A 24,813-nucleotide genomic window follows, 5' to 3' on the forward strand; every position below is an offset into this window, starting at 1 on the left:
ATAAGAAAAACCCCGGAGCAAGCTCCAGGGTTTCAGGTGAAGATAATCACATCTCCAGCGGTGACTTATTTGTCGCCAAGCTGTTCTGACATGGTATTGCCCGGATTCGGCGTACGCGGTTCATCGACCGGACGCGGAGCACGCGGGGTGCCATTGTTGTCAGAGTTGTTGGAAGCGCCTGGATCTTCCCAGCCTGCTGGCGGACGCACTTCGCGGCGGGCCATCAGGTCGTCAATCTGCGGAGCATCGATGGTCTCATATTTCATGAGCGCATCTTTCATCGAGTGCAGAATGTCCAGGTTGTCATTCAGAATTTCACGCGCACGGCCATAGTTACGTTCAACCAGCGCCTTAACTTCCTGATCGATGATACGAGCCGTTTCATCGGACATGTGTTTCGCTTTCGCCACGGAGCGGCCCAGGAACACTTCGCCTTCCTCTTCCGCGTACAGCAGCGGACCGAGTTTGTCGGAGAAGCCCCACTGAGTGACCATGTTACGCGCCAGGTTCGTCGCGACTTTGATGTCGTTCGACGCACCGGTAGAAACATGTTCCACACCGTAGATGATCTCTTCAGCCAGACGACCGCCGTACAGGGTCGAAATCTGACTTTCCAGCTTCTGACGGCTGGCGCTAATCGCATCGCCTTCCGGCAGGAAGAAGGTCACACCCAGTGCACGACCGCGTGGGATAATGGTCACTTTATGCACCGGATCGTGTTCCGGCACCAGACGACCAATAATCGCATGGCCTGCTTCGTGGTATGCCGTGGACTCTTTCTGCGCTTCGGTCATCACCATGGAGCGACGTTCCGCACCCATCATGATTTTGTCTTTCGCTTTCTCGAATTCCACCATCGACACAACGCGTTTGTTACCGCGAGCAGCAAACAGCGCTGCTTCGTTCACCAGGTTCGCCAGATCAGCACCGGAGAAGCCAGGTGTACCACGTGCGATGATTGCCGCATCGATGTCCGGAGACAGCGGTACGCGACGCATGTGGACTTTAAGGATCTGTTCACGACCACGCACATCTGGCAGACCGACCACAACCTGACGGTCGAAACGGCCTGGACGCAGCAGCGCAGGGTCAAGTACGTCTGGACGGTTAGTTGCCGCGATAACGATGATACCTTCGTTACCTTCGAAGCCATCCATTTCAACCAGCATCTGGTTCAAAGTCTGTTCACGTTCATCGTGACCGCCGCCCAGACCCGCGCCACGCTGGCGGCCTACGGCATCGATTTCATCGATGAAGATAATGCACGGTGCTGCCTTCTTGGCCTGCTCGAACATGTCACGCACACGAGATGCACCGACACCCACGAACATTTCAACGAAGTCAGAACCTGAAATGGTAAAGAACGGGACTTTCGCTTCACCCGCGATGGCTTTCGCCAGCAGGGTTTTACCGGTACCCGGAGGACCTACCATCAGAACGCCTTTCGGGATCTTACCGCCCAGTTTCTGGAAACGGCTCGGCTCACGCAGGTATTCAACCAGTTCAGCCACTTCTTCTTTTGCTTCGTCACAACCTGCGACGTCGGCAAACGTGGTCTTGATCTGATCTTCCGTCAGCATGCGCGCTTTGCTCTTACCGAACGACATGGCGCCTTTGCCACCGCCGCCCTGCATTTGGCGCATGAAGAAGATCCAGACACCGATAAGCAGCAGCATCGGGAACCAGGAGATGAAGATAGAAGCCAGCAGGCTCGGCTCTTCTGGCGGCTCACCTACCACCTTGACGTTTTTAGTCAGAAGGTTATCAAGCAGCTTAGGATCGTTCACCGGGATGTAAGTCGTGTAACGGTTACTATCTTTCTTGGTAACGTTGATCTCACGTCCGTTGATACGCGCTTCGCGAACCTGGTCCTGATTGACCTCTTGCAGGAAGGTAGAGTAATCCACCTTACGGCCATTCGACTCGCTGGGCCCAAAGCTCTGGAACACTGACATCAGCACAACGGCAATGACCAGCCAGAGTATTAGGTTTTTCGCCATGTCACTCAAGGGATTAACCTCATATTACAACTGTGTTAAAAACAGCGTCAGGAGACTCTCTATCCAGTGTCTTTCGAACGTTCGTCCGAAGTCAGCCGGTTATCATTTCCGCCCGGTCGCTACAATATACACTTCACGTGAACGAGCACGGGAAGAGTCCGGCTTACGAACTTTTACCTTCGCAAACAGGGAGCGAATTTCCTTAAGATACTCCTCGAAACCTTCGCCCTGGAACACCTTCACTACAAAACTACCACCAGGCGCTAGAACATCACGACACATTTCTAACGCAAGTTCAACCAGATACATGGAACGGGGAATATCCACCGCCGGTGTTCCGCACATATTTGGCGCCATATCGGACATGACAACCTGAACTTTACTGTCACCTACACGTTCGAGTAATGCTTTCAGAACTAATTCATCACGAAAATCGCCCTGAAGGAAGTCCACACCGACTATCGGATCCATTGGCAAAAGATCAAGTGCGATGATTCGCCCCTGTCCGCCAATTTGCGTAACAGCATACTGGGACCATCCGCCAGGTGCAGCACCGAGATCAACAATCGTCATTCCCGGCTTAAAGAGTTTGTCACTTTGCTGTATTTCATCAAGTTTAAACCAGGCACGGGAACGTAACCCCTTTTTCTGTGCCTGAAGAACATATTTATCGCTAAAGTGTTCCTGGAGCCAGCGGCTGGAGCTGGCAGAACGCTTTTTACCTGTCATTTAACTTTCCGTCCTGGTTCATCGTAACCTGCCTTTGACGTAAATTTCTACGCAGCTATTTGGCGATATAAGGGAGATGGCGGTAGAATGAACCGTTTTCAATCCCAACGTAAGCAAAAATATACGATGAATCTGAGTACTAAACAAAAACAGCACCTTAAAGGTCTGGCACATCCACTCAAGCCTGTAGTCATGCTTGGCAATAATGGTTTGACCGAAGGGGTGCTTGCCGAGATCGAACAAGCGCTGGAGCACCACGAGCTGATTAAGGTAAAAATTGCCTCTGAAGACAGAGACACCAAAACCCTGATCGTGGAAGCTATCGTGCGCAATACCGGTGCCTGTAATGTACAGGTTATCGGTAAAACGCTGGTGCTCTACCGCCCGACTAAAGAGCGCAAAATCTCGCTGCCACGCTAAGAATATCCCGAATCGAACACTTTTTCAGTGTAAAACGAGGGATTTCCACAAGCAGGTGAGCAAAATGCCACGCTCCTTGAGTTGATAAAAGGCCGCTATGCGGCCTTTTTCCTATCTTTACAATGTATCAACAACTGCGGGGAGATGCGAATTACAGGTACTCGACCTTAATCACTTCGTATTCCACTTCACCGCCTGGCGTGCGGATCACCACCACATCGTCCTGCTCTTTGCCGATCAGACCACGCGCAATCGGTGAGTTCACGGAGATCAGGTTCTGTTTAAAGTCTGCCTCGTCATCGCCCACAATGCGGTAAGTCTGTTCTTCGTCATTATCCAGGTTCAGCACCGTCACGGTAGAACCAAAAATCACGCGGCCATTGTTCGGGATTTTGCTGATATCGATAACCTGTGCATTCGACAGTTTCGCTTCAATATCTTTGATACGACCTTCGCAGAAGCCTTGCTGTTCGCGCGCGGCGTGGTACTCCGCGTTCTCTTTCAGGTCGCCATGCTCACGCGCATCCGCGATAGCGGCGATGATTTCAGGACGGCGAACAGATTTCAGGAAATCCAGTTCTTCGCGCAGTTTTTCGGCACCACGTAAGGTCATCGGAATAGCTTGCATTTGTTATACCTCTTAAACATTCCTGTTGGGAGCGACGGACTCACTCCGACTTCCGGCCTCGTAGGCGTCACAGCCTGTCACAGGTCGGGAGCAAAAGAAAACTGACCCGGAAGCAAAGTTCCAGGTCAGCAGCAATTTTTCAATTTGATGCGTATTTTACCGCGAAGTTCACTATGGGTCATCGTTTACTTTACAGGGCGTTGCACCGTAGTATGACGGTTTGTTTACGGGTTGTTAGCGCGAGATTATGCGATTTTCCAGATTTATCATCGGATTGACTACCAGTGTGGCGTTCACTGTCCAGGCAGCGAATGTTGATGAGTATATTAATCAACTCCCTGCTGGCGCTAACCTTGCGCTGATGGTGCAAAAAGTGGGTGCCCAGGCGCCGGAGATTGATTATCACAGCCAGCAGATGGCACTCCCCGCCAGTACACAGAAAGTGATTACGGCTCTGGCTGCGCTATTGCAGCTGGGACCAGACTTCCGCTTCACCACGACGCTGGAGAGTAAAGGCAGCGTGGATGGCGGCGTCCTGAAAGGGGATTTAATCGCCCGTTTTGGCGGCGATCCAACCTTTAAGCGCCAGGATATCCGCAACATGGTTGCGGTGCTGAAAAAATCCGGCGTGCAGAGAATCGACGGCAACGTGCTGATCGATACCTCCATTTTTGCCAGCCACGATAAAGCGCCAGGCTGGCCGTGGAACGACATGACCCAGTGCTTCAGCGCCCCGCCCGCTGCCGCGATTGTCGACCGCAACTGCTTCTCTGTCTCGCTCTACAGCGCGCCGAAGGCCGATGATTTAGCCTTCATCCGCGTGGCGTCCTATTACCCGGTGACGATGTTCAGCCAGGTCCGCACGCTGGCGAAAGGCTCGCCTGATGCGCAATATTGTGAACTGGATGTAGTGCCAGGCGATCTGAACCGCTTCACCCTGACCGGCTGTCTGACTCAGCGCGCCGATCCGCTGCCGCTGGCGTTTGCCATCCAGGATGGGGCAAGCTACGCCGGTGCTATCCTGAAAGATGAGTTAAAACAAGCGAATATCAGCTATTCCGGTACGCTGCTGCGCCAGACGCAGGCCAATGAGCCCGGAACGGTGATTGCCAGCAAACAGTCTGCGCCCCTGCACGATCTGCTTAAGATTATGCTGAAAAAGTCCGACAACATGATTGCCGATACGGTGTTCCGCATGATTGGTCATGCCCGCTTCGGTGTGCCCGGCACCTGGCGCGCTGGCTCTGACGCCGTCCGCCAGATCCTGCGCCAGCAGGCGGGGATCGATCTTGGTAACACTATTGCGGTCGATGGTTCCGGCCTTTCGCGCCATAATTTGATCTCGCCAGCAACAATGATGCAGGTTCTTCAGTACATTGCGCAGCACGACACTGAGCTAAACTTCATCTCAATGCTCCCGCTGGCGGGTTACGATGGCTCTCTGCAGTATCGCGCTGGCCTTCACGCCGCGGGCGTAGACGGCAAGGTTTCCGCCAAGACGGGTTCACTGCAGGGCGTATACAACCTTGCGGGCTTTATCACGACGGCCAGCGGTCAACGCATGGCATTTGTGCAGTATCTCTCCGGCTATGCCGTCGAACCGAGCGACCAGCGCAATCGCCGTATCCCTCTGGTGCGTTTCGAAAGCAGGCTCTACAAGGACATCTACCAGAATAACTAGCGATGAAATTACTCATTGTGGAAGACGACCTGTTATTACAGGAAGGGCTGGCGCTGGCGCTGGCCAACGAAGGATACGCGCTAGATTGTGCCGCCACCGCGGCAGAGGCTGACTCGCTGATTCAAAGCGGCGAGTACAGTCTGGTGATCCTGGATTTAGGGCTGCCCGATAAAGACGGCGCGACCCTGCTCACCCAGTGGCGTCGCCGTGGCGTCGAGAACCCGGTACTGATCCTGACGGCGCGAGACGCTCTGGAAGACAGAATTAATGGTCTGGACTCCGGTGCCGATGACTATCTGGTCAAACCCTTTGCCCTGGCGGAGCTCCAGGCTCGCGTTCGTGCGTTGATTCGCCGCTACCAGGGCCACAGCGATAATCTGGTCACGGATGGCGATCTGACGCTGAATCTGCAAACGCAGCAAGTGCTGCGTAATGCCGAGCCCGTGGAAGTCACGCCGAAAGAGTTTGCCCTGCTGACGCGCCTGATTATGCGCACCGGGCAGACGGTTCACCGCGAAACACTCCAGCAGGATATCTACTCCTGGCAGGATGATCCGGGCTCAAACACCCTTGAAGTGCATATTCACAACTTGCGGCGCAAGCTTGGCAAAGACCGCATCAAAACCGTTCGCGGCGTAGGCTATCGCCTGGAGAGTCAAAAATGAACAGCATGCGTCGGCGATTAATGGTTTTGCTGGCGGTCATTCTGTTATTTTTCCAGCTGATTAGCGTGGTCTGGCTGTGGCATGAAAGCCGCGAGCAGATCGGCTTTCTGGTGAGCGAGACATTATCCGCCAAAGCGCGTAACCAGCACGTCGAGAAAGAGATCCGCGAAGCTATCGCCTCGCTGCTGGTACCTTCCCTGGTGATGGTCGGTTTTACCCTGCTCTTCTCCTTCTGGGCCATCACCTGGATTACACGCCCGCTCAACAAACTTCGCGACAGCCTTGCCAATCGCTCGGCGGATAATCTGACCCCTCTGCCTGTTTATTCCGATATGGAAGAGATCGGCGCGGTTACGACCTCTCTGAACCAGCTCCTTGCCCGTCTGGACCACACCATCCAGCAGGAGCGATTATTCACCGCTGACGCGGCCCATGAGCTGCGTACACCGCTGGCCGGTATTCGACTCCATCTGGAACTGATGGTCCAGTCAGGCTCACCGCAGGCTGCGACGTTGATTAATCGTATCGATCAGCTGATGCACACTGTTGAACAGCTGCTGATGCTGGCGCGAGCGGGCCAGGCACTGGCGAGCGGCCATTATGATACGGTCAACTGGACAGATCATATTATCGCGCCGCTGGCACTGGAGCATGAGGCGAAAGATCACCGCATCATCTGGCCCGAGCATAGCTCGCTGACCGTTCAGGGAGATGCGGTTTTGTTGCGTTTGATGCTGCGTAATTTACTGGAGAATGCGGCGCGCTATAGCCCGGCAGGAACGACCATCGAAGTGGCGTTAACCGAGCACGAAGAAGGAACCCAGGTCAGCGTCATCGATCAGGGACCGGGCATTGATGAAGCGCATCGGCATTCGATTACCGAGCCGTTCCGTCGTCTCGACCAGCGCTATGGCGGGAGTGGTTTAGGGCTGAGTATCGTCCAGCGCATCGTGCAGCTGCATCGTGGCAACCTGACGCTGGATAATGCGCCTGAGGGCGGATTAATCGCCAGCTGTTGGCTACCGTCAAAATTGAGTTAAAAAAAAGCCCCCTTCCGGGGGCTTCTAAGCGGATTAGTGCTTGTAGATGAATTCGACACCTTCTTCGTCGTCTTCGTCCCAGTCGTCATCCCAGTCTTCGTCATCTTCGACGTCAACTTCTTGTTCTTCGAGCTGCTGGCGATGATAGTCATCCCACATGAACTCAACTTTCTCAGGACCTTTCACTTCTTCTGCCTGAGCAATTGGGTTCTCAATGATAAACGTCATCACATCCCAGCAGAGATCTTTCACGCCCATCTGGCTTGCCGCAGAGATCAGGTAGTATTTCTCTTCCCAACCCATCGCTTCAGCAATGGCTTTCGCCCTGGCTTCTGCTTCGGCTTTGTCCATCAGGTCGATCTTGTTGAAGACCAGCCAGCGTGGCTTAGCGGCCAGCTTATCGCTGTATTTTTCCAGCTCGCCGATGATGACGCGCGCATTCTCAACCGGATCAGAGCCGTCGATCGGATCGATATCGATGAGATGCAGCAGGACGCGGCAGCGCTCGAGGTGTTTAAGGAAGCGAATACCCAGACCCGCACCTTCAGCTGCACCCGCAATCAGACCCGGGATGTCAGCGACCACAAAGCTCTTTTCGTTATCCATACGGACAACGCCGAGGCTTGGCACCAGCGTGGTGAACGGATAATCCGCCACTTTTGGTTTAGCCGCAGAAACGGCACGGATGAAGGTAGATTTACCGGCGTTTGGCATACCCAGCATACCCACGTCTGCCAGCAGCATCAGTTCGAGCTGCAGATCGCGTTTATCGCCCGGCGTACCCATCGTTTTCTGACGCGGAGTACGGTTTACGGAAGATTTGAAACGGCTGTTACCCAGACCGTGCCAACCGCCTTTCGCCACCATCAGACGCTGACCGTGTTTGGTCATGTCACCCATGGTTTCGCCCGTACCCTGATCGATAACGCGCGTACCGACTGGCACTTTAATCGTGACGTCTTTGCCGCGTTTACCGGTACAGTCGCGGCTCTGACCATTCTGACCACGCTCAGCGCGGAAAGATTTTTCGAAACGGTAGTCGATTAGCGTGTTGAGGTTTTCATCCGCCTCTAACCACACGTCACCACCATCTCCACCGTCGCCGCCGTCTGGGCCGCCACGAGGAATGTATTTTTCACGGCGGAAGCTTACGCAACCATTACCGCCATCACCTGCAACAACCAGGATCGTTGCTTCATCAACAAACTTCATCTTACTCTCCGTAAATCATTCGCCTGAGCGGGGGACAACTACAACCGCTTCACTTTTGCGCCAACGTCCCCAAAGACGATGACCAATGGCGGAATACATCGCGCCCGCAACCACGACAAACGCACCGAGATAACCCAACAGGTTTAACATCGGTTTGACGAAGAAATCGGGCCAGGCCATTGATAACAAATCTGAAAATAACAGCGTAAACAGCGGCGTAAGCGTGATCAATGCGCTCACTTGTGCTGCCTGCCAACGCGCCATCGCTTCGGCCAGCGCGCCATAACCGACCAGCGTGTTAAGCCCACAAAAAATGAGGCACGCCAGTTGCCAGTCGCTCAGTTGGGTGATCACACCCGGTTTCGCTAAAGGCAGTAGTGCTATCGTACACAAAGTGTACAGCAAAAAGAGGATCTGCTGTGAGGCAAGTCTGCGCAATAACACCTTTTGCGCGACGCCGTAGCTCACCCAGACCGTTGCTGCCCCGACGCCAAAAATCACACCCCAGGTGTAATCCGTCAGTCGGGTAAAGATCTCAATCAGGCTGGTGTTAAAGAACATCACCAGACCACACAGCAACATGATTGCCCCGATGACCTGCGTGCCCCGCATCTTCTCCTTGAGGATAAAGACGCTGGCCACCATCATGCCAACCGGTGAAAGCTGGCCAATTACCTGGGACGCGGTAGGACTCAAATATTGCAAGGAAGAGCTGAACAGAATGAAGTTACCGAACAGACCGCCCGTCGCAATAGCCAGAAGCACCAGCCATCGTGGCTTACGGAAAATCCGCAGCGGCGGCAGTTTGCCTTTTACCGCCAGAATCGCGCCAAGGCCGATACTGGCCATCAGAAAGCGATAAAACACCACCGTAGGCGGTTCCATCACTTCCAGGACCTGCTTCATTGCAATTGGCAACGCCCCCCAGCACACCGCTGTCGTGAGTGCCAAAAGAATGCCGATGCCAGCCTGCTGTTTCATGCCCGTTTTCCCTGCAGAAAATTTTCCGGGTTTTCAATGTAAAAAGCCCCGCAACACGTTGCGGGGCTTTAATCCGTTACCGGACCACGAAAAACTTACTCAGCAACGATGCTGATGTATTTACGGTTGTTCGGGCCTTTAACTTCAAATTTCACTTTACCGTCTGCTTTAGCAAACAGAGTGTGGTCACGACCGCAACCTACGTTGTTGCCAGCGTGGAATTTGGTACCACGTTGACGAACGATGATGCTACCCGCCAGAACAGATTCGCCACCGAAACGCTTAACGCCAAGACGTTTAGCTTCTGAGTCGCGACCGTTACGAGTTGAGCCGCCAGCCTTTTTATGTGCCATTTAAATCTCTCCTCAGGTCTTAGGCGCTGATGCCAGTAATTTTCACATCAGTGAACCACTGACGGTGGCCCTGCTGCTTACGGTAGTGTTTACGACGACGAAACTTAACGATTTTAACTTTCTCGCCACGACCATGAGCAACAACTTCAGCTTTAATCACGCCGCCATCAACGAAAGGAACGCCGATTTTGACTTCTTCACCGTTTGCGATCATCAGAACTTCAGCGAACTCAACAGCTTCGCCAGTTGCGATGTCCAGCTTTTCCAGGCGAATGGTCTGACCTTCGCTTACTCGGTGTTGTTTACCACCACTTTGGAAAACCGCGTACATATAGAACTCCGCTTCCGCGCACATCCTCGTGTGATTCAGAGTGCGCTATAAATATTCACAATAGGGCGCGAATATTACGCAAAACGCGAGCCTTTGACAAGTGCTACCATCAATACATGAAGAAAAAAAACACAACGCGTACGCTAACGTTTATCTGAGCCGTTTTTTCAGTACAATCAGCAATACTATTGATAAACCGAAACCTTCATTAGCCCAGTTGTCATGCGCTAAACAGAATAAGAAGCCCGGCTTTTGCGATGAATTTAGAAAAAATCAACGAGTTAACCGCGCAAGATATGGCGGGTGTGAATGCAGCAATCCTGGAGCAACTCAACTCTGATGTTCAACTCATCAATCAGTTGGGTTATTACATTGTCAGTGGCGGCGGGAAACGCATCCGCCCGATGATCGCCATCCTGGCGGCGAGAGCCGTTGGCTATCAGGGAAATGATCACGTCAATATTGCGGCCCTGATTGAGTTTATCCACACAGCCACGCTGCTTCATGACGACGTGGTGGATGAATCCGATATGCGTCGCGGTAAAGCCACCGCGAACGCGGCCTTTGGCAACGCGGCAAGCGTCCTGGTGGGCGATTTTATCTATACCCGCGCCTTCCAGATGATGACTCGCCTCGGCTCGCTCAAAGTGCTGGAAGTGATGTCTGAGGCGGTCAACGTCATTGCTGAAGGCGAAGTCCTGCAATTGATGAACGTCAACGACCCGGACATCACCGAAGAAAACTACATGCGCGTCATCTACAGCAAGACCGCGCGCCTGTTTGAAGCCGCGGCTCAGTGCTCCGGGATTCTCGCGGGCTGTACTGAGGCGCAAGAGCGTGGTCTGCAGGATTATGGCCGCTACCTGGGTACTGCGTTCCAGCTGATCGACGATCTGCTCGACTACAGCGCCGATGGCGAAACGCTGGGCAAAAACGTCGGTGACGACCTGAACGAAGGCAAACCGACCCTGCCGCTGCTGCACGCAATGCGTAACGGCACACCGGACCAGGCGAAGCTGATCCGCGAAGCCATTGAACAAGGTAACGGTCGACACCTTCTGGAACCCGTACTGGAAACAATGGCAATCTGTGGATCCCTCGACTGGACGCGTCAGCGTGCCGAAGAAGAAGCGGATAAAGCGATTGCCGCCATTCAGGTTATCCCAGACAGCCCATGGCGTGACGCGCTTATCGGGCTCGCCCACATCGCCGTTCAGCGCGATCGTTAAGCCTCACACGCTCTCCCCGTGGCCTCACACGCTCTCCCCGTGGCCTCACGGGGAGATTCCAAAAAGCTCCAATAAAGCATCTATTCCTGTTAGATAATCGGCTTACAGGCCGCGTGAATAAAGCCCTGTTATATTCTGAATATTGCATCCTGTTATTCGAACTTTTTAGAACCGATGTTCGAAGAAGGTATAATCGCCACCGTCAGTTCCGCCGACATGACGTGGACGTATTTAAACCAAAGGACAGCATATGGATAAGCAGTTTATCGACTGGCATTCGGCCGACATTATTGCGGCATTGCGTAAAAGAGGGACATCGCTGGCGGCCGAATCACGGCGCAGTGGATTAAGTTCATCAACGCTGGCAAACGCGTTAACCCGCCCCTGGCCGAAGGGTGAATTAATCATCGCCACTGCGCTGGAAACGCAGCCCTGGATAATCTGGCCCTCGCGTTACCACGATCCCATTACTCACGAATTTATCGACAGAACGCGCATGATGCGCCAGAAAGTGCAGGAAAAAGAGCGCCAGAACTGACGCTTTTTACAGACAGGAACAGCAACCCCCCGGTCAAACTGGCAGGGGGCTGCCGGAACGATTACTCGCCCTTCACGCGCTCGATATTGGCACCCAGCGCACGCAGTTTGTCTTCAATACGCTCATAGCCACGATCGATGTGGTAGATACGATCCACAATCGTTGTGCCTTCCGCGATACAACCCGCCAGCACCAGGCTCGCAGACGCACGCAGATCCGTCGCCATCACCTGTGCACCAGACAGTGTTTCCACGCCGTGGCAAATGACCGTGTTGCTTTCGATTTCCGCATGCGCGCCCATACGGATCAGTTCCGGGACGTGCATAAAGCGGTTTTCGAAGATGGTTTCAGTGATAAAGCCCGTCCCTTCTGCCACCAGGTTCAGCAGCGTGAATTGCGCCTGCATATCCGTCGGGAAAGCCGGGTGTGGTGCGGTACGCACGTTCACCGCTTTCGGACGCTTACCGTGCATATCGAGGCTAATCCAGTCTTCACCGACTTCGATGTCGGCACCTGCATCACGCAGTTTCGCCAGAACCGCATCCAGCGTATCCGGCTGGGCGTTACGGCACATGATTTTGCCGCCAGAAATAGCTGCCGCCACCAGGAAAGTACCGGTTTCGATACGGTCTGGCAGAACGCGGTAGACACCGCCACCCAGACGCTCAACGCCTTCGATGGTAATACGATCGGTGCCCTGGCCGGTGATTTTCGCACCCAGCGCAACGAGGAAGTTCGCTGTATCGACGATTTCCGGCTCACGCGCGGCGTTTTCGATAACGGTGGTGCCTTCTGCCAGCGTTGCCGCTGACATGATGGTCACGGTCGCGCCCACGCTGACTTTATCCATCACAATGTGCGCGCCTTTCAGGCGGCCATTGACGGAGGCTTTCACGTAACCTTCTTCCAGCTTAATGTCCGCGCCCAGCTTTTCGAGGCCAAAGATATGCAGGTCAACCGGACGCGCACCAATGGCGCAGCCGCCCGGCAGAGAAACCTGGCCCTGACCAAAACGCGCCACCAGCGGGCCAAGCGCCCAGATGGAGGCACGCATGGTTTTCACCAGGTCATAAGGGGCGGAGAAGTTGTTTACCTTGCTGGCATCGATCCATACGGAACCGTTACGTTCCACTTTGGTGCCCAGCTGAGTGAGCAACTTCATGGTGGTGTCGATATCTTTCAGTTTCGGTACGTTCTGGATTTCTACCGGCTCTTCCGCCAGCAGTGCGGCGAAGAGGATCGGCAGCGCGGCGTTTTTCGCGCCGGAAATTGTGACTTCGCCCTGGAGACGCGTAGGCCCCTGTACACGAAATTTGTCCATGAATATGCTCTCTTATGAATTCAACCGTGCTGCGGGCTAAACACCCTCAGCTCAAAAACCGTTTAACTTGCGATCGCGTTCCCACTCTTGCGGGGTATAGGCTTTGATCGACAGAGCATGGATGCGGTTATCCGCAATGTATTCCATCAGCGGCGCGTAAACAGCCTGCTGTTTCTTCACACGGCTCATGCCGTCGAAAAATTCACCCACAGCAATAACCTGAAAGTGACTGCCATCGCCAGTGACGTGGACTTCCTGAAGGGAGAGTGCGTTCATCAGCACTGTCTGGATTTCATGATTTTCCATGGGTTCTAAATCATCGGGTAGTGAAACAAGCCCAACATCTTAGAGCAAAGTGGCGCAGGCTTAAACAGGCAAAAAGCCCCGACGTTGAAACAGTCGAGGCTTTCAGAAGTAACGCACTGAAAATATTAGCGAGGCAATACGTCTTCAGGCAGATTATAGAGCTGCACCAGCGTAAGCACCTTTTCGCTGACGCCGCTTAGCGCGACCGCAGCTCCCTGCTTTTTGCCTTCCGCCACCAGATGGACCAGCAGGGCAACGCCTGCCGTATCCACTCGCGTGACGTTGCTTAAATCGATCAGCGCCACGCCCTGCATCGCGTCATGACGCGCATCCCAGAGCGGATTCAGCAGATCCTGGTCGAGCTCACCGGACAACATCAGTTTGTCGCCTTCACGCGCCCAGTTGAATTGCTGTGTCATTACTTTTTCTCGTCCAGAGAAATTTTCTGGCTGGAGATCGATTTCAACTGTGCGGTCAGGCCATCAATGCCTTTGGTGCGCAGCAGGTCGCTCCACTCGTTCTGCTTGGTGGTGATCATGCTCACCCCTTCGGCGATCATGTCATACGCCTGCCAGTGGCCGGTCTGGGTGTTTTTACGCCACTGGAAGTCCAGACGAACCGGCGGACGGCCGTTCGGATCGAGAATCGTCACGCGGATTGGCACGATAGTCGCGTCGCCCAGCGGCTGTTCCGGGGCAATTTGATAGGTCTGGCCGTGGTACATCGCCAGCGCCTGGCCGTAAGCCTGTTTCAGGTATTCACGGAAAGCGGCGAAGTAAGCATCACGCTGCGCAGGAGTCGCGTCTTTGTAGTAACGACCCAGCACCAGTGCACCCGCGTATTTCACCTGCACATACGGCAGCAATTCCTGATCCACCACGTCACGCAGGTAATCCGGATTGGCACGAATTTTAGGTTGCTCATTTTTCAGGCGGTCAAAAGTCTTCTGCGCCGCTTCGTCCATCAGTTTGTAGGGGTTGCTCTGATCCGCAGCGACAGCTGAGGTCAACGGGGCAATCACCAGCATGGCAACCATTAACAGTCGTTTAATCATGAATTACTTCTCCTGAGATGAATTCGTCGCACCAGGGGCCGGTGCGGCGTCAGTTGGGCCTTCACTCTGTGCAGAGGACTCGTCAGATTTCTTGTCATCCCCTTTACCGCTGTAAAGGAACTGACCAATCATATCTTCCAGCACCATGGCTGACTTCGTATCCTGAATCACGCCGCCGTCTTTAAGAATAGACGTTCCCAGTTCCGGGTCTTCAAAGCCGACGTTCAGCGCCAGATATTGCTCACCCAACAGACCAGAGGTACGGATAGAAAGCGAGCTGGTGTCAGGGATGTGGTTGTAACGCTCTTCGATATCCATCTCCACGCGCGGCAGATAGGTTTTTTCATCCAGCGTGATATCCGAGACGCGGCCAATCACCACACCGCCGATGCGCACCGGAGAACGCGCCTTCAGACCACCGATATTATCGAAGGTCGCATAGAGACGATAAGTGGGTTCAGTCCGAATGGAGGTGATATCCGCCGCCCGGAGGCAGATAAACAGCGCCGCCAGCAGCGCCAGCAACAGGAACACACCTACCCAAATTTCACTTTTTCTTGTTTGCATGAACTCAATTCCCAAACATCAGTGCGGTGAGCACAAAATCCAGGCCAAGGACGGCCAGCGACGAATGAACCACAGTGCGCGTAGTCGCGCGACTGATGCCCTCAGAAGTCGGTATCGCGTCATACCCATTGAACAACGCAATCCAGGTCACAGTGATAGCAAATGCCACACTCTTAATCAGGCAGTTCACCAGGTCCATTCGCAGATCGACAGCATCCTGCATCGCGGACCAGAAGAAACCTCCATCAATGCCCTTCCACTGCACGCCCACCAACGAACCGCCCCAGATGCCCACCGCCACAAAGAGAATGGTCAGCAGTGGCAGAGAGATAACTCCCGCCCAGAAGCGCGGCGCGATAACGCGACGCAGCGGATCGACGGCCATCATCTCCATGCTGGAGAGCTGCTCCGTCGCGCGCATCAGCCCAATTTCGGCGGTCAACGCAGAACCCGCGCGCCCGGCAAACAGCAGCGCCGCCACCACCGGACCCAACTCGCGCAGCAGCGAAAGCGCCACCAGCATTCCGAGACTGGTTTCCGCACTGTAGGTGGTCAGCACCAGATAGCCCTGCAGCCCCAGCACCATGCCGATAAACAGACCCGACACGATGATAATCAGCATCGACAACACGCCGACATTATAGAGCTGACGTACCAGCAGCGGGGAGTGCTTGCGAAATTCCGGCTTACCCACCAGCGCATTGAATAACATCAACCCGGCACGCCCGAACGTCCTGATGGTTTTTATGCCACGGTGTCCAAGGGCGGCCAACGCATTTAACAGCATCAGCGGCTTAACTCCCTATTCCCAGTAAATCGTGATGATAGTCACCCGCCGGATAGCGGAACGGTACAGGACCATCCGCAATGCCGTCGAGGAACTGGCGAACGCGCGGGTCGCTGTTGTTCTGCAACGCCTGTGCACCACCGTGGGCGACGATTTTTTTGTCCGCCACAATGTAGGCGTAATCCGCAATACTCAGTACTTCCGGCACATCGTGGGAAACCACAATACATGTGACACCCAGCGTGCTGTTCAGTTCTGAAATGAGCTTCACCAGCACGCCCATAGTAATAGGATCCTGGCCGACGAAGGGTTCGTCGAACATGATTAAGTCCGGTTCCAGAGCAATCGCACGCGCCAGCGCAGCACGACGCGCCATGCCGCCGGAAAGTTCTGACGGCATCAGTTTGGCGGCACCGCGCAGGCCCACCGCTTCGAGCTTCATCATCACCGTCGTTTTCAGCAGTTCCGGGGGTAAACGGGTATGCTCACGCAGCGGATAAGCCACGTTGTCAAAGACATTCATGTCGGTGAATAACGCGCCCGACTGAAACAGCATGCTCATGCGTTTGCGAACGGTATACAGGCGTGAGCGCGACATCTCCGGCACGTTTTCACCGTCGAAAAGGATTTCGCCGCGGTCCGGCGGGATCTGTCCGCCGATCAGACGCAACAGCGTGGTTTTGCCGATGCCGGAGGGTCCCATGATCGCCGTGATCTTGCCCCGCGGCACCGTCAATGTGATGTCTTCAAATATCAATCGGTTTCCGCGCGAGAAGCTGACGTCGCGGACATCGACTAAATTCGCCGTCGTTTGGCTCATTGAACGTTCCTTTCTTTCCCATCAAGGTTAAGCATGGCGCTTAATTCAGCCTTAAACCCGACATTTTTACAGATAATTATCCGCGCAGGTTAGCGAAAGCTGGCATTTGTTTTACTTTTCCGGCGCATAAAGTCAAAATTAGGAATTCGTTACGTCTACAGACTGCATGCGGCGCCAGAGATTCTTTCTCAGTGGACCGGCGAGTATACCTGAATAAAGGATTTTTGATGCTTTTAGCAACGGCACTGTTAATAATTGGTTTACTGTTGGTGGTCTACAGTGCTGACCGTTTGGTTTTTGCCGCATCCATCCTTTGCAGACTCTTCGGTATACCGCCGCTGATTATTGGCATGACGGTCGTCAGCGTCGGGACATCGCTCCCGGAAATTATTGTCTCTGTGTCCGCATCGCTCCATGGTCAGGTTGATCTCGCCATCGGCACGGCGATCGGCTCGAATATCGTCAACATTTTATTGATCCTCGGCCTTGCCGCGCTGCTGCATCCATTTCGCGTGGATTCTGATGTTCTGCGCCGCGAATTGCCGCTAATGTTAATTGTCAGCCTGCTGGCGGGCTATGTGCTTTATGATGGTCAACTCACCTTCGACGACGGTATTTTACTGCTGGCGCTGGCGATCATCTGGCTGCTCTATATTGTTAAAATCGCCCGACTGGCGGAAAAACAGGGTAACGACAGTCTGACGCGGGAACAGGTGGCCGAACTGCCGCGCGAAGGCACCCTGCCCGTTGCGCTACTGTGGCTCGGGGTGGCGCTCATTATTATGCCGATGGCCACCCGAATGGTGGTCGATAACGCCACGGTGCTGGCCAACTACTTCGCCATCAGTGAACTGACCATTGGCCTGACCGTGATTGCGATAGGCACCAGTTTGCCAGAACTGGCGACAGCGATTGCGGGCGCACGGAAAGGCGAAGGTGATATTGCGATTGGCAATATCATTGGCTCGAATATCTTCAACATCGCTATCGTCATGGGTTTACCCGCACTGATTGCGCCAGGGGCATTTAATCCGCTGGCCTTCTCCCGCGATTACGGAGTGATGCTGTTAGTCAGCGTGATTTTCGCCCTGCTCTGCTGGCGGCGAAAACAGCAGATAGGCAAAGGGGCTGGCGCCTTGCTGACGGGTGGTTTTATCGTATGGATGGCGATGCTGTACTGGCTGTCGCCTCTTCTCTCTGGGTAAACGGAAACGCATTATGTCGCACATAGAATTGCAGCCGGGTTTTGACTTTCAGAAAGCAGGCAAACAAGTTCTGGAGATTGAACGTGAAGGTCTGGCGCAGTTAGATCAATATATTAATCAGGATTTTACCCATGCGTGCGAGAGAATAGCCTCCTGCGCCGGTAAAGTCGTGGTGATGGGGATGGGCAAATCGGGCCACATTGGCCGTAAAATGGCCGCGACCTTCGCCAGCACCGGAACATCATCATTCTTCGTGCATCCGGGTGAAGCCGCCCACGGTGACCTCGGGATGGTCACACCGCAGGACGTGGTTATTGCCCTGTCCAACTCCGGTGAATCCAACGAAATTCTGGCACTGATCCCGGTGCTCAAGCGTCTGCACGTTCCCCTTATTTGCATGACCAGCCGTCCGGAGAGCAGCATGGCGCGCGCAGCCGACATTCACCTGTGCGTGAAAGTCCCGAAAGAGGCCTGCCCGCTCGGCCTGGCGCCAACCTCCAGCACCACTGCGGCGCTGGTGATGGGCGATGCCCTCGCCGTCGCACTGCTCGAAGCGCGCGGGTTTACCCCGGAAGATTTCGCCCTCTCTCACCCGGGCGGCGCGCTGGGACGTAAACTTCTGCTGCGCGTGAATGATATTATGCACACGGGCGATGAAATTCCCCACGTCAGCAAAGACGCCTCGCTGCGCGATGCGCTGCTGGAAATCACCCGGAAAAATCTTGGCATGACCGTCATCTGTGATGACCTGATGAAGATCGAAGGGATCTTCACCGACGGGGATTTACGTCGCGTGTTTGATATGGGCGTCGACGTACGCACGCTGGGCATCAAAGATGTGATGACACCGGGCGGAATTCGGGTGCGTCCGGGTACGCTGGCGGTCGAAGTGTTGAACCTGATGCAGTCCCGTCATATTACCTCAGCCATGGTTGCCGATGGCGACCAACTGCTGGGTGTGGTACATATGCATGATCTTCTGCGCGCAGGCGTAGTGTAATGAAGGATAAGACAATGAGTAATGCGGGTGCATCCCTTGCAACCTGTTATGGCCCGGTCAGTACCCAGATGATGGCGCAGGCGGAGAAAATCCGTCTGCTGATTCTGGACGTCGATGGCGTGCTGTCCGATGGCTTGATTTTTATGGGCAATAACGGCGAAGAGCTAAAGGCCTTTAACGTCCGCGACGGCTACGGAATTCGCTGTGCGATCACATCCGGCATCGAAGTTGCTATCATCACCGGACGTAAGGCTAAACTGGTAGAAGATCGCTGCGAAACATTAGGCATTACCCATTTGTATCAGGGGCAATCCGACAAGATGGTCGCGTTCCGGGATTTGCTGGCGAAACTGGCCATCGCCCCTGAAAACGTCGCCTATGTGGGAGATGATCTGATCGACTGGCCGGTGATGGCGGAAGTGGGATTGAGTATCGCTGTGGCGGATGCGCATCCTCTGCTGATCCCGCGCGCGGATTATGTCACCCGGATCAACGGCGGCCGCGGTGCCGTTCGTGAAGTCTGCGATCTGTTATTGCTGGCACAGGGCAAGCTTGATGAGGCCAAAGGGCAATCGATATGAGTAAAACCAGACGTTGGGTTATCATTCTGCTTTCACTGGCCGTGCTGGTTCTGATTGGCGTGAATCTCGCTGATAAAGACGATACGCCGAATGAAGTGGTCAATACCAGCGAACCAACCTATAAAAGCGATCACAGCGACACGGTGGTTTATAGCCCTGAAGGGGCGCTCAACTATCGCCTGATTGCGCAGCACGTAGAGTATTTTTCCGATGATGGCATCTCGTGGTTTACCCAACCGGTGATGACCACATTTGATACCAACAAAATTCCGACGTGGTCGATTAAATCTGACAGAGCAAAATTGACGAATGACCGTATGCTTTATCTGTATGGTCATGTTGAAGTCAACGCCCTGACGCCAGATTCTCAACTGCGCAAAATTACTACGGATAATGCCCAGATCAACCTGGTCACCCAGGATGTCACGTCGCAGGATCTGGTGACGTTATACGGCACAACATTTAATTCCAGCGGTCTGAGAATGCGCGGGAACTTACGCAGCAAAAACGCCGAGCTGATTGAAAAGGTTAGAACCTCCTATGAAATTCAAAACAAACAAACTCAGCCTTAAAGTTATCATTGCCAGCGCGCTGCTGGCCGCCAGCCTCCCCGCGCTTGCTGTAACGGGCGACACCGAGCAGCCGATTCATATCGAATCTGACACTCAGTCGCTTGATATGCAGGGTAACGTCGTGACCTTCACCGGCAACGTGGTCATGACCCAGGGCACGATCAAAATCAACGCCGATAAAGTGGTTGTCACCCGTCCGGGCGGCGAACAGGGCAAGGAGATTATTGATGGCTACGGCAATCCGGCCACCTTCTATCAGATGCAGGATAACGGCAAGCCGGTAAAAGGCCGCGCGTCTCATATGCACTATGAGCTGGCGAAAGATCTCGTCATCCTGACCGGCAATGCCTATCTGGAACAGCTGGATAGCAACATCACCGGCGATAAGATCACTTACCTCGTGAAAGAGCAGAAAATGCAGGCTTTCAGCGAAAAAGGTAAGCGCGTCACCACCGTTCTGGTTCCTTCTCAGCTGCAGGACAAGAACAAAGCTCAGGCCCCGGCACAGAAAAAGAGTAACTAATTCGTTATGGCAACATTAACTGCAAAGAACCTCGCCAAAGCCTATAAAGGCCGCCGCGTCGTGGAAGATGTCAGTCTGACCGTGAACTCCGGTGAAATCGTGGGCCTGCTCGGCCCAAACGGTGCGGGCAAAACCACCACCTTTTACATGGTCGTCGGCATTGTCCCGCGCGATGCGGGCAACATCATCATTGATGATGAAGACATCAGCCTGCTGCCGCTGCATGCCCGCGCGCGCCGTGGGATTGGCTATCTGCCGCAGGAAGCGTCAATTTTCCGCCGCCTGAGCGTCTTCGACAACCTGATGGCAGTTCTGCAAATCCGTGATGATTTGACCTCCGAACAGCGTCAGGATCGCGCCAACGAGCTGATGGAAGAGTTCCACATCGAGCATCTGCGCGACAGTCTGGGTCAGGCCCTCTCCGGTGGTGAACGCCGCCGCGTGGAAATCGCCCGTGCCCTTGCAGCGAATCCGAAATTTATCCTGCTGGATGAACCTTTTGCGGGCGTTGACCCGATCTCCGTCATCGACATCAAGCGAATTATCGAACATCTGCGCGACAGCGGCCTCGGTGTGCTCATTACTGACCACAACGTACGTGAAACGCTGGCGGTTTGTGAACGCGCTTATATCGTCAGCCAGGGCCATTTAATCGCCCACGGCACGCCACTTGAGATCCTCGAAGACGAGCATGTGAAGCGCGTGTACCTTGGGGAAGACTTCAGACTCTGATAGGGTAGAGGTTAAGTCACGCCAAAGCGGGGAAAAACGCTCTGAACATGAAGCAAGGTTTGCAATTAAGGCTCAGCCAGCAACTGGCGATGACGCCACAGCTACAACAGGCGATCCGTCTGTTGCAGCTGTCCACGTTAGAACTTCAGCAGGAACTCCAGCAAGCGCTGGATAGCAATCCACTGCTGGAGCAAACCGATCTTCATGACGAGGTAGATACCCAGGAAAAGCAGGACACCGAATCCCTTGATACGGCAGACGCACTCGAACAAAAAGAGATGCCCGACGAGCTCCCGCTCGATGCCAGCTGGGATGAGATTTACACCGCCGGAACACCTTCTGGTACGCGTGCAGACTATCAGGACGACGAGTTACCCGTCTATCAGGGTGAAACCACCCAGTCGCTGCAGGATTACCTGATGTGGCAGGTGGAGCTCACGCCGTTCACCGAAACCGATCGCGCGATTGCCACCTCCATTGTCGATGCCGTGGATGACACCGGCTATTTGACCGTCTCGCTGGAAGATATTCTGGAGAGCGTCGGCAACGGCGATATCGATCTCGATGAGATCGAAGCGGTGCTCAAGCGCATCCAGCGCTTTGATCCGGTCGGTGTCGCAGCGAAAGATCTCCGCGATTGTCTGTTGATCCAGCTCTCTCAGTTCGCCAAAGAGACGCCATGGATCGACGAAGCGCGGCTGATCATCAGCGAGCATTTAGATCTGCTGGCGAATCACGACTTCCGCTCCCTGATGCGCGTCACGCGTCTGAAAGAAGATGTGCTGAAAGAGGCGGTGAATCTGATTCAGTCCCTCGATCCGCGCCCCGGACAGTCGATCCAGACCGGCGAACCTGAGTACGTGATCCCTGACGTTCTGGTGCGCAAACACAATGGCCGCTGGACCGTTGAACTCAATTCCGACAGCATTCCTCGCCTGCAGATCAACCAGCAATACGCCTCCATGTGCACCAGCGTGCGCAACGATTCCGACAATCAATACATCCGCAGCAATCTGCAGGAAGCGCGATGGCTGATTAAAAGCCTCGAGAGCCGAAATGATACTTTGCTCCGGGTGAGTCGTTGTATCGTCGAGCAGCAGCAGGCGTTTTTCGATCAGGGCGAAGAGTTTATGAAACCGATGGTGCTGGCGGATATCGCCCAGGCCGTCGAGATGCACGAATCGACCATTTCGCGCGTAACCACGCAGAAGTATTTGCACAGCCCGCGCGGTATTTTTGAGCTTAAGTATTTCTTCTCCAGCCATGTGAATACCGAGGGCGGCGGCGAAGCCTCGTCGACGGCCATTCGTGCTCTGGTGAAGAAGTTGATCGCCGCGGAAAACCCCGCGAAGCCACTGAGTGACAGTAAGTTAACCACCATGCTGTCCGATCAGGGTATTATGGTGGCACGTCGTACTGTTGCGAAGTATCGAGAGTCTTTATCCATTCCGCCGTCTAACCAGCGTAAACAACTGGTTTGACACAACCGATAAGGAAGACACTATGCAGCTCAACATCACAGGACACAACGTCGAGATCACTGAAGCCCTGCGCGATTTTGTGAATACCAAATTCGCCAAGCTGGAGCAGTATTTCGAGAGGATCAACCAGGTCTACATTGTGTTAAAAGTGGAGAAAGTGACTCATATCTCGGACGCAACCCTGCATATCAACGGGGGCGAAATCCATGCCAGTGCGGAAGGGCAAGACATGTATGCGGCTATCGACGGCTTGATTGACAAGCTGGCACGACAGCTTAATAAACATAAAGATAAACTGAAACAACACTAATTGTCCGGGCAGTTAACGGGTGCAGGGCGGCCTGTTGTGAAACACAACAGGCCATTTGTACAGTTAGCGCTTAGGTGAAATTATGATGAACAACGATTCCTCGCTTCAATTGAGTCATGTCCTTAACCAGGAATGTACCCGCAGTGGCGTTCACTGCCAGAGCAAAAAACGCGCTCTGGAGATCATCAGTGAACTGGCCGCTAAACAGTTAAGCCTGCCACCTCAGGTGGTGTTCGAGGCCATTCTGACCCGTGAAAAAATGGGCAGTACCGGCATCGGCAATGGCATTGCCATTCCACATGGCAAACTGGAAGAAGACACACTACGCGCCGTCGGCGTTTTTGTGCAGCTTGAAACGCCGATCGCTTTTGATGCGATTGATAACCAGCCGGTGGATTTGCTTTTCGCTCTCCTGGTGCCTGCTGACCAGACGAAAACCCATCTGCATACGCTTTCGCTGGTGGCAAAACGTCTGGCGGATAAAACCATTTGCCGCCGTCTGCGCGCAGCCCAAAGTGATGAAGAGCTGTACCAAATTATCACCGAAGCGGAAGGCAATCAGGATGATGCGTAACCAGGAGATGGCCTTCACATCTGCAGTCGTGAGGAGAAACGGAACATGGTGCTGATGATCGTCAGCGGTCGTTCAGGCTCGGGGAAATCCGTGGCCTTGCGCGCCCTTGAAGATATGGGATTTTACTGCGTCGACAACCTTCCGGTGGTGCTGCTGCCTGACCTGGCGCGGACGCTGGCGGACCGGCAAATCTCTGCCGCCGTCAGTATCGACGTGCGTAACATGCCGGAATCCCCGGAAATCTTCGAGCAGGCAATGAACAGCCTGCCGGAGAACTTCACACCTCAGCTGCTGTTCCTGGACGCTGACCGTAACACGCTGATCCGTCGCTACAGCGACACCCGTCGTCTGCACCCGCTGTCCAGCAAGAATCTGTCGCTTGAGAGCGCCATCGACGAAGAGAGCGATCTTCTGGAGCCTCTGCGTTCCCGCGCGGATCTGATCGTCGATACCTCCGAGATGTCCGTTCACGAGCTGGCAGAGATGCTGCGTACCCGTCTGCTGGGCAAACGCGAGCGTGAGCTGACGATGGTGTTCGAGTCCTTTGGTTTCAAACACGGCATTCCCATCGATGCGGATTATGTCTTCGATGTACGCTTCCTGCCGAACCCGCACTGGGATCCGAAACTGCGTCCAATGACCGGTCTGGACAAGCCGGTGGCGGCGTTCCTTGACCGGCACACAGAAGTTCACAATTTTATCTACCAGACGCGAAGCTACCTTGAGCTATGGTTACCTATGCTGGAAACCAACAACCGCAGTTACCTGACGGTGGCGATTGGTTGTACCGGCGGTAAACATCGTTCGGTGTATATTGCCGAACAGCTGGCCGATTATTTCCGCTCACGCGGTAAAAACGTTCAGTCTCGTCATCGCACGCTGGAAAAACGTAAAACATGACCGTAAAACATACTGTTGAAATCACCAATAAGCTGGGCATGCACGCCCGCCCGGCGATGAAGCTGTTTGAACTGATGCAAGGGTTTGATGCCGAAGTGCTGCTGCGTAACGACGAAGGCACAGAGGCAGAAGCCAACAGCGTGATTGCGCTGCTGATGCTGGATTCGGCAAAAGGACGTCAGATCGAAGTGGAAGCGACCGGCCCGCAGGAAGTGGAAGCCCTGGCTGCGGTCGTGGCGCTGTTCAACGCTGGATTTGATGAGGACTAAGTCC

At 54.2% G+C, this 24,813-nt stretch carries 31 protein-coding genes; 17 read left to right on the forward strand and 14 right to left on the reverse strand.

From position 1 onward, the window contains the following. Positions 1-65 precede the first annotated feature (65 nt). Both ftsH and rlmE read right to left on the reverse strand, forming a co-directional pair. Positions 66-2,000 carry an ATP-dependent zinc metalloprotease FtsH gene (gene ftsH / locus AC3WS9_RS19395; protein ID WP_100778748.1) on the reverse strand — a complete coding sequence of 645 codons (1,935 nt, stop codon included), beginning with the start codon at positions 1,998-2,000 and terminating at the stop codon, positions 66-68. Positions 2,001-2,102: 102 nt separating this feature from the next. After that, complete coding sequence (gene rlmE / locus AC3WS9_RS19400; RefSeq protein ID WP_095283562.1) at positions 2,103-2,729, reverse strand: 23S rRNA (uridine(2552)-2'-O)-methyltransferase RlmE; 627 nt, start codon at positions 2,727-2,729, stop codon at positions 2,103-2,105. Positions 2,730-2,855: 126 nt separating this feature from the next. On the opposite strand from rlmE, the gene yhbY reads away from it, so the two are divergent. After that, on the forward strand, positions 2,856-3,149 hold the full coding sequence (gene yhbY, locus AC3WS9_RS19405; protein WP_282491811.1) for a ribosome assembly RNA-binding protein YhbY: 294 nt from the start codon (positions 2,856-2,858) through the stop codon (positions 3,147-3,149). Between the two features lie 151 nt (positions 3,150-3,300). On the opposite strand, the gene greA is transcribed toward yhbY, so the two are convergent. Then, positions 3,301-3,777 (reverse strand): transcription elongation factor GreA, encoded by a 477-nt coding sequence (greA, locus tag AC3WS9_RS19410; RefSeq protein ID WP_282491812.1) that lies wholly within the window; start codon positions 3,775-3,777, stop codon positions 3,301-3,303. 247 nt (positions 3,778-4,024) lie between these two features. On the opposite strand from greA, the gene dacB reads away from it, so the two are divergent. Genes dacB through pmrB form a run of 3 tightly spaced genes read left to right on the forward strand, consistent with a single transcriptional unit; the run spans position 4,025 to position 7,163 of the window. Continuing rightward, positions 4,025-5,458, forward strand: a complete 1,434-nt coding sequence (gene dacB, locus AC3WS9_RS19415) for a serine-type D-Ala-D-Ala carboxypeptidase (protein WP_282491813.1) — start codon at positions 4,025-4,027, stop codon at positions 5,456-5,458. A gap of 2 nt (positions 5,459-5,460) precedes the next feature. Further along, complete coding sequence (gene pmrA, locus AC3WS9_RS19420) at positions 5,461-6,123, forward strand: two-component system response regulator PmrA (protein WP_285148140.1); 663 nt, start codon at positions 5,461-5,463, stop codon at positions 6,121-6,123. After that, positions 6,120-7,163 (forward strand): two-component system sensor histidine kinase PmrB, encoded by a 1,044-nt coding sequence (gene pmrB, locus AC3WS9_RS19425; protein WP_285148137.1) that lies wholly within the window; start codon positions 6,120-6,122, stop codon positions 7,161-7,163. Before pmrA ends, pmrB begins: the two co-directional genes overlap by 4 nt. Positions 7,164-7,196: 33 nt before the next feature. On the opposite strand, the gene cgtA is transcribed toward pmrB, so the two are convergent. The 4 genes from cgtA to rplU all read right to left on the reverse strand — a co-directional run bounded on the left by cgtA (position 7,197) and on the right by rplU (position 10,040). Continuing rightward, the gene (cgtA, locus tag AC3WS9_RS19430; protein WP_285148136.1) at positions 7,197-8,375 is read right to left on the reverse strand and encodes an Obg family GTPase CgtA; all 1,179 of its coding nucleotides are present in this window, start codon (positions 8,373-8,375) and stop codon (positions 7,197-7,199) included. 15 nt (positions 8,376-8,390) lie between these two features. Beyond that, a complete protein-coding gene (locus tag AC3WS9_RS19435) occupies positions 8,391-9,356 on the reverse strand; it encodes a DMT family transporter (protein ID WP_282491817.1) in 966 nt (321 codons plus the stop codon). Between the two features lie 95 nt (positions 9,357-9,451). After that, positions 9,452-9,709: a 50S ribosomal protein L27 gene (rpmA, locus tag AC3WS9_RS19440; RefSeq protein ID WP_004385076.1), complete on the reverse strand. Its 258-nt coding sequence runs from the start codon at positions 9,707-9,709 to the stop codon at positions 9,452-9,454. Between the two features lie 19 nt (positions 9,710-9,728). Further along, on the reverse strand, positions 9,729-10,040 hold the full coding sequence (rplU, locus tag AC3WS9_RS19445; protein ID WP_095284390.1) for a 50S ribosomal protein L21: 312 nt from the start codon (positions 10,038-10,040) through the stop codon (positions 9,729-9,731). Positions 10,041-10,297: 257 nt separating this feature from the next. On the opposite strand from rplU, the gene ispB reads away from it, so the two are divergent. Both ispB and sfsB read left to right on the forward strand, forming a co-directional pair. After that, positions 10,298-11,269 carry an octaprenyl diphosphate synthase gene (gene ispB / locus AC3WS9_RS19450; RefSeq protein ID WP_282491818.1) on the forward strand — a complete coding sequence of 324 codons (972 nt, stop codon included), beginning with the start codon at positions 10,298-10,300 and terminating at the stop codon, positions 11,267-11,269. Between the two features lie 250 nt (positions 11,270-11,519). Continuing rightward, positions 11,520-11,807, forward strand: coding sequence for a DNA-binding transcriptional regulator SfsB (gene sfsB, locus AC3WS9_RS19455; RefSeq protein ID WP_492489948.1), 288 nt, complete (start codon positions 11,520-11,522; stop codon positions 11,805-11,807). A gap of 61 nt (positions 11,808-11,868) precedes the next feature. Here sfsB and murA read toward each other — a convergent pair whose 3' ends face one another. The 7 genes from murA to mlaF all read right to left on the reverse strand — a co-directional run bounded on the left by murA (position 11,869) and on the right by mlaF (position 16,662). Further along, a complete protein-coding gene (murA, locus tag AC3WS9_RS19460; RefSeq protein ID WP_282491820.1) occupies positions 11,869-13,128 on the reverse strand; it encodes a UDP-N-acetylglucosamine 1-carboxyvinyltransferase in 1,260 nt (419 codons plus the stop codon). Positions 13,129-13,179: 51 nt separating this feature from the next. Beyond that, the gene (gene ibaG, locus AC3WS9_RS19465) at positions 13,180-13,434 is read right to left on the reverse strand and encodes a BolA family iron metabolism protein IbaG (protein ID WP_282491821.1); all 255 of its coding nucleotides are present in this window, start codon (positions 13,432-13,434) and stop codon (positions 13,180-13,182) included. A gap of 125 nt (positions 13,435-13,559) precedes the next feature. Next, a complete protein-coding gene (gene mlaB / locus AC3WS9_RS19470) occupies positions 13,560-13,853 on the reverse strand; it encodes a lipid asymmetry maintenance protein MlaB (RefSeq protein ID WP_282491822.1) in 294 nt (97 codons plus the stop codon). Continuing rightward, positions 13,853-14,488, reverse strand: coding sequence for a phospholipid-binding protein MlaC (gene mlaC / locus AC3WS9_RS19475; RefSeq protein ID WP_282491823.1), 636 nt, complete (start codon positions 14,486-14,488; stop codon positions 13,853-13,855). The genes mlaB and mlaC overlap by 1 nt, the downstream gene beginning before the upstream one ends. A 3-nt stretch (positions 14,489-14,491) precedes the next feature. Next, complete coding sequence (gene mlaD, locus AC3WS9_RS19480; protein WP_282491824.1) at positions 14,492-15,055, reverse strand: outer membrane lipid asymmetry maintenance protein MlaD; 564 nt, start codon at positions 15,053-15,055, stop codon at positions 14,492-14,494. A gap of 4 nt (positions 15,056-15,059) precedes the next feature. Further along, positions 15,060-15,842 carry a lipid asymmetry maintenance ABC transporter permease subunit MlaE gene (mlaE, locus tag AC3WS9_RS19485; RefSeq protein ID WP_282491825.1) on the reverse strand — a complete coding sequence of 261 codons (783 nt, stop codon included), beginning with the start codon at positions 15,840-15,842 and terminating at the stop codon, positions 15,060-15,062. Positions 15,843-15,849: 7 nt separating this feature from the next. Further along, on the reverse strand, positions 15,850-16,662 hold the full coding sequence (gene mlaF, locus AC3WS9_RS19490; RefSeq protein ID WP_282491826.1) for a phospholipid ABC transporter ATP-binding protein MlaF: 813 nt from the start codon (positions 16,660-16,662) through the stop codon (positions 15,850-15,852). A gap of 227 nt (positions 16,663-16,889) precedes the next feature. On the opposite strand from mlaF, the gene AC3WS9_RS19495 reads away from it, so the two are divergent. The 11 genes from AC3WS9_RS19495 to npr all read left to right on the forward strand — a co-directional run bounded on the left by AC3WS9_RS19495 (position 16,890) and on the right by npr (position 24,809). Continuing rightward, on the forward strand, positions 16,890-17,867 hold the full coding sequence (locus AC3WS9_RS19495; protein ID WP_282491827.1) for a calcium/sodium antiporter: 978 nt from the start codon (positions 16,890-16,892) through the stop codon (positions 17,865-17,867). Positions 17,868-17,880: 13 nt separating this feature from the next. Beyond that, positions 17,881-18,867 carry an arabinose-5-phosphate isomerase KdsD gene (kdsD, locus tag AC3WS9_RS19500; protein WP_282491828.1) on the forward strand — a complete coding sequence of 329 codons (987 nt, stop codon included), beginning with the start codon at positions 17,881-17,883 and terminating at the stop codon, positions 18,865-18,867. 14 nt (positions 18,868-18,881) lie between these two features. After that, positions 18,882-19,448: a 3-deoxy-manno-octulosonate-8-phosphatase KdsC gene (kdsC, locus tag AC3WS9_RS19505; protein WP_095283580.1), complete on the forward strand. Its 567-nt coding sequence runs from the start codon at positions 18,882-18,884 to the stop codon at positions 19,446-19,448. After that, positions 19,445-20,020, forward strand: a complete 576-nt coding sequence (lptC, locus tag AC3WS9_RS19510) for an LPS export ABC transporter periplasmic protein LptC (RefSeq protein ID WP_285145827.1) — start codon at positions 19,445-19,447, stop codon at positions 20,018-20,020. Before kdsC ends, lptC begins: the two co-directional genes overlap by 4 nt. Further along, positions 19,989-20,543 (forward strand): lipopolysaccharide ABC transporter substrate-binding protein LptA, encoded by a 555-nt coding sequence (gene lptA / locus AC3WS9_RS19515; RefSeq protein WP_282491830.1) that lies wholly within the window; start codon positions 19,989-19,991, stop codon positions 20,541-20,543. The genes lptC and lptA overlap by 32 nt, the downstream gene beginning before the upstream one ends. A 6-nt stretch (positions 20,544-20,549) precedes the next feature. After that, positions 20,550-21,275: an LPS export ABC transporter ATP-binding protein gene (gene lptB, locus AC3WS9_RS19520; protein WP_059177326.1), complete on the forward strand. Its 726-nt coding sequence runs from the start codon at positions 20,550-20,552 to the stop codon at positions 21,273-21,275. A 47-nt stretch (positions 21,276-21,322) separates the two neighbouring features. Beyond that, complete coding sequence (gene rpoN / locus AC3WS9_RS19525; RefSeq protein ID WP_282491831.1) at positions 21,323-22,756, forward strand: RNA polymerase factor sigma-54; 1,434 nt, start codon at positions 21,323-21,325, stop codon at positions 22,754-22,756. A 22-nt stretch (positions 22,757-22,778) separates the two neighbouring features. Further along, positions 22,779-23,066 carry a ribosome hibernation promoting factor gene (gene hpf, locus AC3WS9_RS19530; protein WP_095283584.1) on the forward strand — a complete coding sequence of 96 codons (288 nt, stop codon included), beginning with the start codon at positions 22,779-22,781 and terminating at the stop codon, positions 23,064-23,066. An 82-nt stretch (positions 23,067-23,148) separates the two neighbouring features. Continuing rightward, positions 23,149-23,640: a PTS IIA-like nitrogen regulatory protein PtsN gene (gene ptsN / locus AC3WS9_RS19535; RefSeq protein WP_282491832.1), complete on the forward strand. Its 492-nt coding sequence runs from the start codon at positions 23,149-23,151 to the stop codon at positions 23,638-23,640. Positions 23,641-23,685: 45 nt separating this feature from the next. After that, positions 23,686-24,540, forward strand: a complete 855-nt coding sequence (gene rapZ, locus AC3WS9_RS19540; RefSeq protein WP_095283586.1) for an RNase adapter RapZ — start codon at positions 23,686-23,688, stop codon at positions 24,538-24,540. Beyond that, positions 24,537-24,809: a PTS phosphocarrier protein NPr gene (npr, locus tag AC3WS9_RS19545; protein ID WP_095283587.1), complete on the forward strand. Its 273-nt coding sequence runs from the start codon at positions 24,537-24,539 to the stop codon at positions 24,807-24,809. Before rapZ ends, npr begins: the two co-directional genes overlap by 4 nt. Positions 24,810-24,813 lie beyond the last annotated feature (4 nt).

The sequence above is a fragment of the Lelliottia sp. EB106-05-01-XG201 genome (genome assembly GCF_058791735.1).

Excerpts from the sequence above, each read along its gene's own strand:
- ftsH (WP_100778748.1), bottom strand. The coding sequence starts at position 2,000 with ATGGCGAAAAACCTAATACTCTGGCTGGTCATTGCCGTTGTGCTGATG.
- rlmE (WP_095283562.1), bottom strand. The coding sequence starts at position 2,729 with ATGACAGGTAAAAAGCGTTCTGCCAGCTCCAGCCGCTGGCTCCAGGAA.
- yhbY (WP_282491811.1), top strand. The coding sequence starts at position 2,856 with ATGAATCTGAGTACTAAACAAAAACAGCACCTTAAAGGTCTGGCACAT.
- greA (WP_282491812.1), bottom strand. The coding sequence starts at position 3,777 with ATGCAAGCTATTCCGATGACCTTACGTGGTGCCGAAAAACTGCGCGAA.
- dacB (WP_282491813.1), top strand. The coding sequence starts at position 4,025 with ATGCGATTTTCCAGATTTATCATCGGATTGACTACCAGTGTGGCGTTC.
- pmrA (WP_285148140.1), top strand. The coding sequence starts at position 5,461 with ATGAAATTACTCATTGTGGAAGACGACCTGTTATTACAGGAAGGGCTG.
- pmrB (WP_285148137.1), top strand. The coding sequence starts at position 6,120 with ATGAACAGCATGCGTCGGCGATTAATGGTTTTGCTGGCGGTCATTCTG.
- cgtA (WP_285148136.1), bottom strand. The coding sequence starts at position 8,375 with ATGAAGTTTGTTGATGAAGCAACGATCCTGGTTGTTGCAGGTGATGGC.
- AC3WS9_RS19435 (WP_282491817.1), bottom strand. The coding sequence starts at position 9,356 with ATGAAACAGCAGGCTGGCATCGGCATTCTTTTGGCACTCACGACAGCG.
- rpmA (WP_004385076.1), bottom strand. The coding sequence starts at position 9,709 with ATGGCACATAAAAAGGCTGGCGGCTCAACTCGTAACGGTCGCGACTCA.
- rplU (WP_095284390.1), bottom strand. The coding sequence starts at position 10,040 with ATGTACGCGGTTTTCCAAAGTGGTGGTAAACAACACCGAGTAAGCGAA.
- ispB (WP_282491818.1), top strand. The coding sequence starts at position 10,298 with ATGAATTTAGAAAAAATCAACGAGTTAACCGCGCAAGATATGGCGGGT.
- sfsB (WP_492489948.1), top strand. The coding sequence starts at position 11,520 with ATGGATAAGCAGTTTATCGACTGGCATTCGGCCGACATTATTGCGGCA.
- murA (WP_282491820.1), bottom strand. The coding sequence starts at position 13,128 with ATGGACAAATTTCGTGTACAGGGGCCTACGCGTCTCCAGGGCGAAGTC.
- ibaG (WP_282491821.1), bottom strand. The coding sequence starts at position 13,434 with ATGGAAAATCATGAAATCCAGACAGTGCTGATGAACGCACTCTCCCTT.
- mlaB (WP_282491822.1), bottom strand. The coding sequence starts at position 13,853 with ATGACACAGCAATTCAACTGGGCGCGTGAAGGCGACAAACTGATGTTG.
- mlaC (WP_282491823.1), bottom strand. The coding sequence starts at position 14,488 with ATGATTAAACGACTGTTAATGGTTGCCATGCTGGTGATTGCCCCGTTG.
- mlaD (WP_282491824.1), bottom strand. The coding sequence starts at position 15,055 with ATGCAAACAAGAAAAAGTGAAATTTGGGTAGGTGTGTTCCTGTTGCTG.
- mlaE (WP_282491825.1), bottom strand. The coding sequence starts at position 15,842 with ATGCTGTTAAATGCGTTGGCCGCCCTTGGACACCGTGGCATAAAAACC.
- mlaF (WP_282491826.1), bottom strand. The coding sequence starts at position 16,662 with ATGAGCCAAACGACGGCGAATTTAGTCGATGTCCGCGACGTCAGCTTC.
- AC3WS9_RS19495 (WP_282491827.1), top strand. The coding sequence starts at position 16,890 with ATGCTTTTAGCAACGGCACTGTTAATAATTGGTTTACTGTTGGTGGTC.
- kdsD (WP_282491828.1), top strand. The coding sequence starts at position 17,881 with ATGTCGCACATAGAATTGCAGCCGGGTTTTGACTTTCAGAAAGCAGGC.
- kdsC (WP_095283580.1), top strand. The coding sequence starts at position 18,882 with ATGAGTAATGCGGGTGCATCCCTTGCAACCTGTTATGGCCCGGTCAGT.
- lptC (WP_285145827.1), top strand. The coding sequence starts at position 19,445 with ATGAGTAAAACCAGACGTTGGGTTATCATTCTGCTTTCACTGGCCGTG.
- lptA (WP_282491830.1), top strand. The coding sequence starts at position 19,989 with ATGAAATTCAAAACAAACAAACTCAGCCTTAAAGTTATCATTGCCAGC.
- lptB (WP_059177326.1), top strand. The coding sequence starts at position 20,550 with ATGGCAACATTAACTGCAAAGAACCTCGCCAAAGCCTATAAAGGCCGC.
- rpoN (WP_282491831.1), top strand. The coding sequence starts at position 21,323 with ATGAAGCAAGGTTTGCAATTAAGGCTCAGCCAGCAACTGGCGATGACG.
- hpf (WP_095283584.1), top strand. The coding sequence starts at position 22,779 with ATGCAGCTCAACATCACAGGACACAACGTCGAGATCACTGAAGCCCTG.
- ptsN (WP_282491832.1), top strand. The coding sequence starts at position 23,149 with ATGATGAACAACGATTCCTCGCTTCAATTGAGTCATGTCCTTAACCAG.
- rapZ (WP_095283586.1), top strand. The coding sequence starts at position 23,686 with ATGGTGCTGATGATCGTCAGCGGTCGTTCAGGCTCGGGGAAATCCGTG.
- npr (WP_095283587.1), top strand. The coding sequence starts at position 24,537 with ATGACCGTAAAACATACTGTTGAAATCACCAATAAGCTGGGCATGCAC.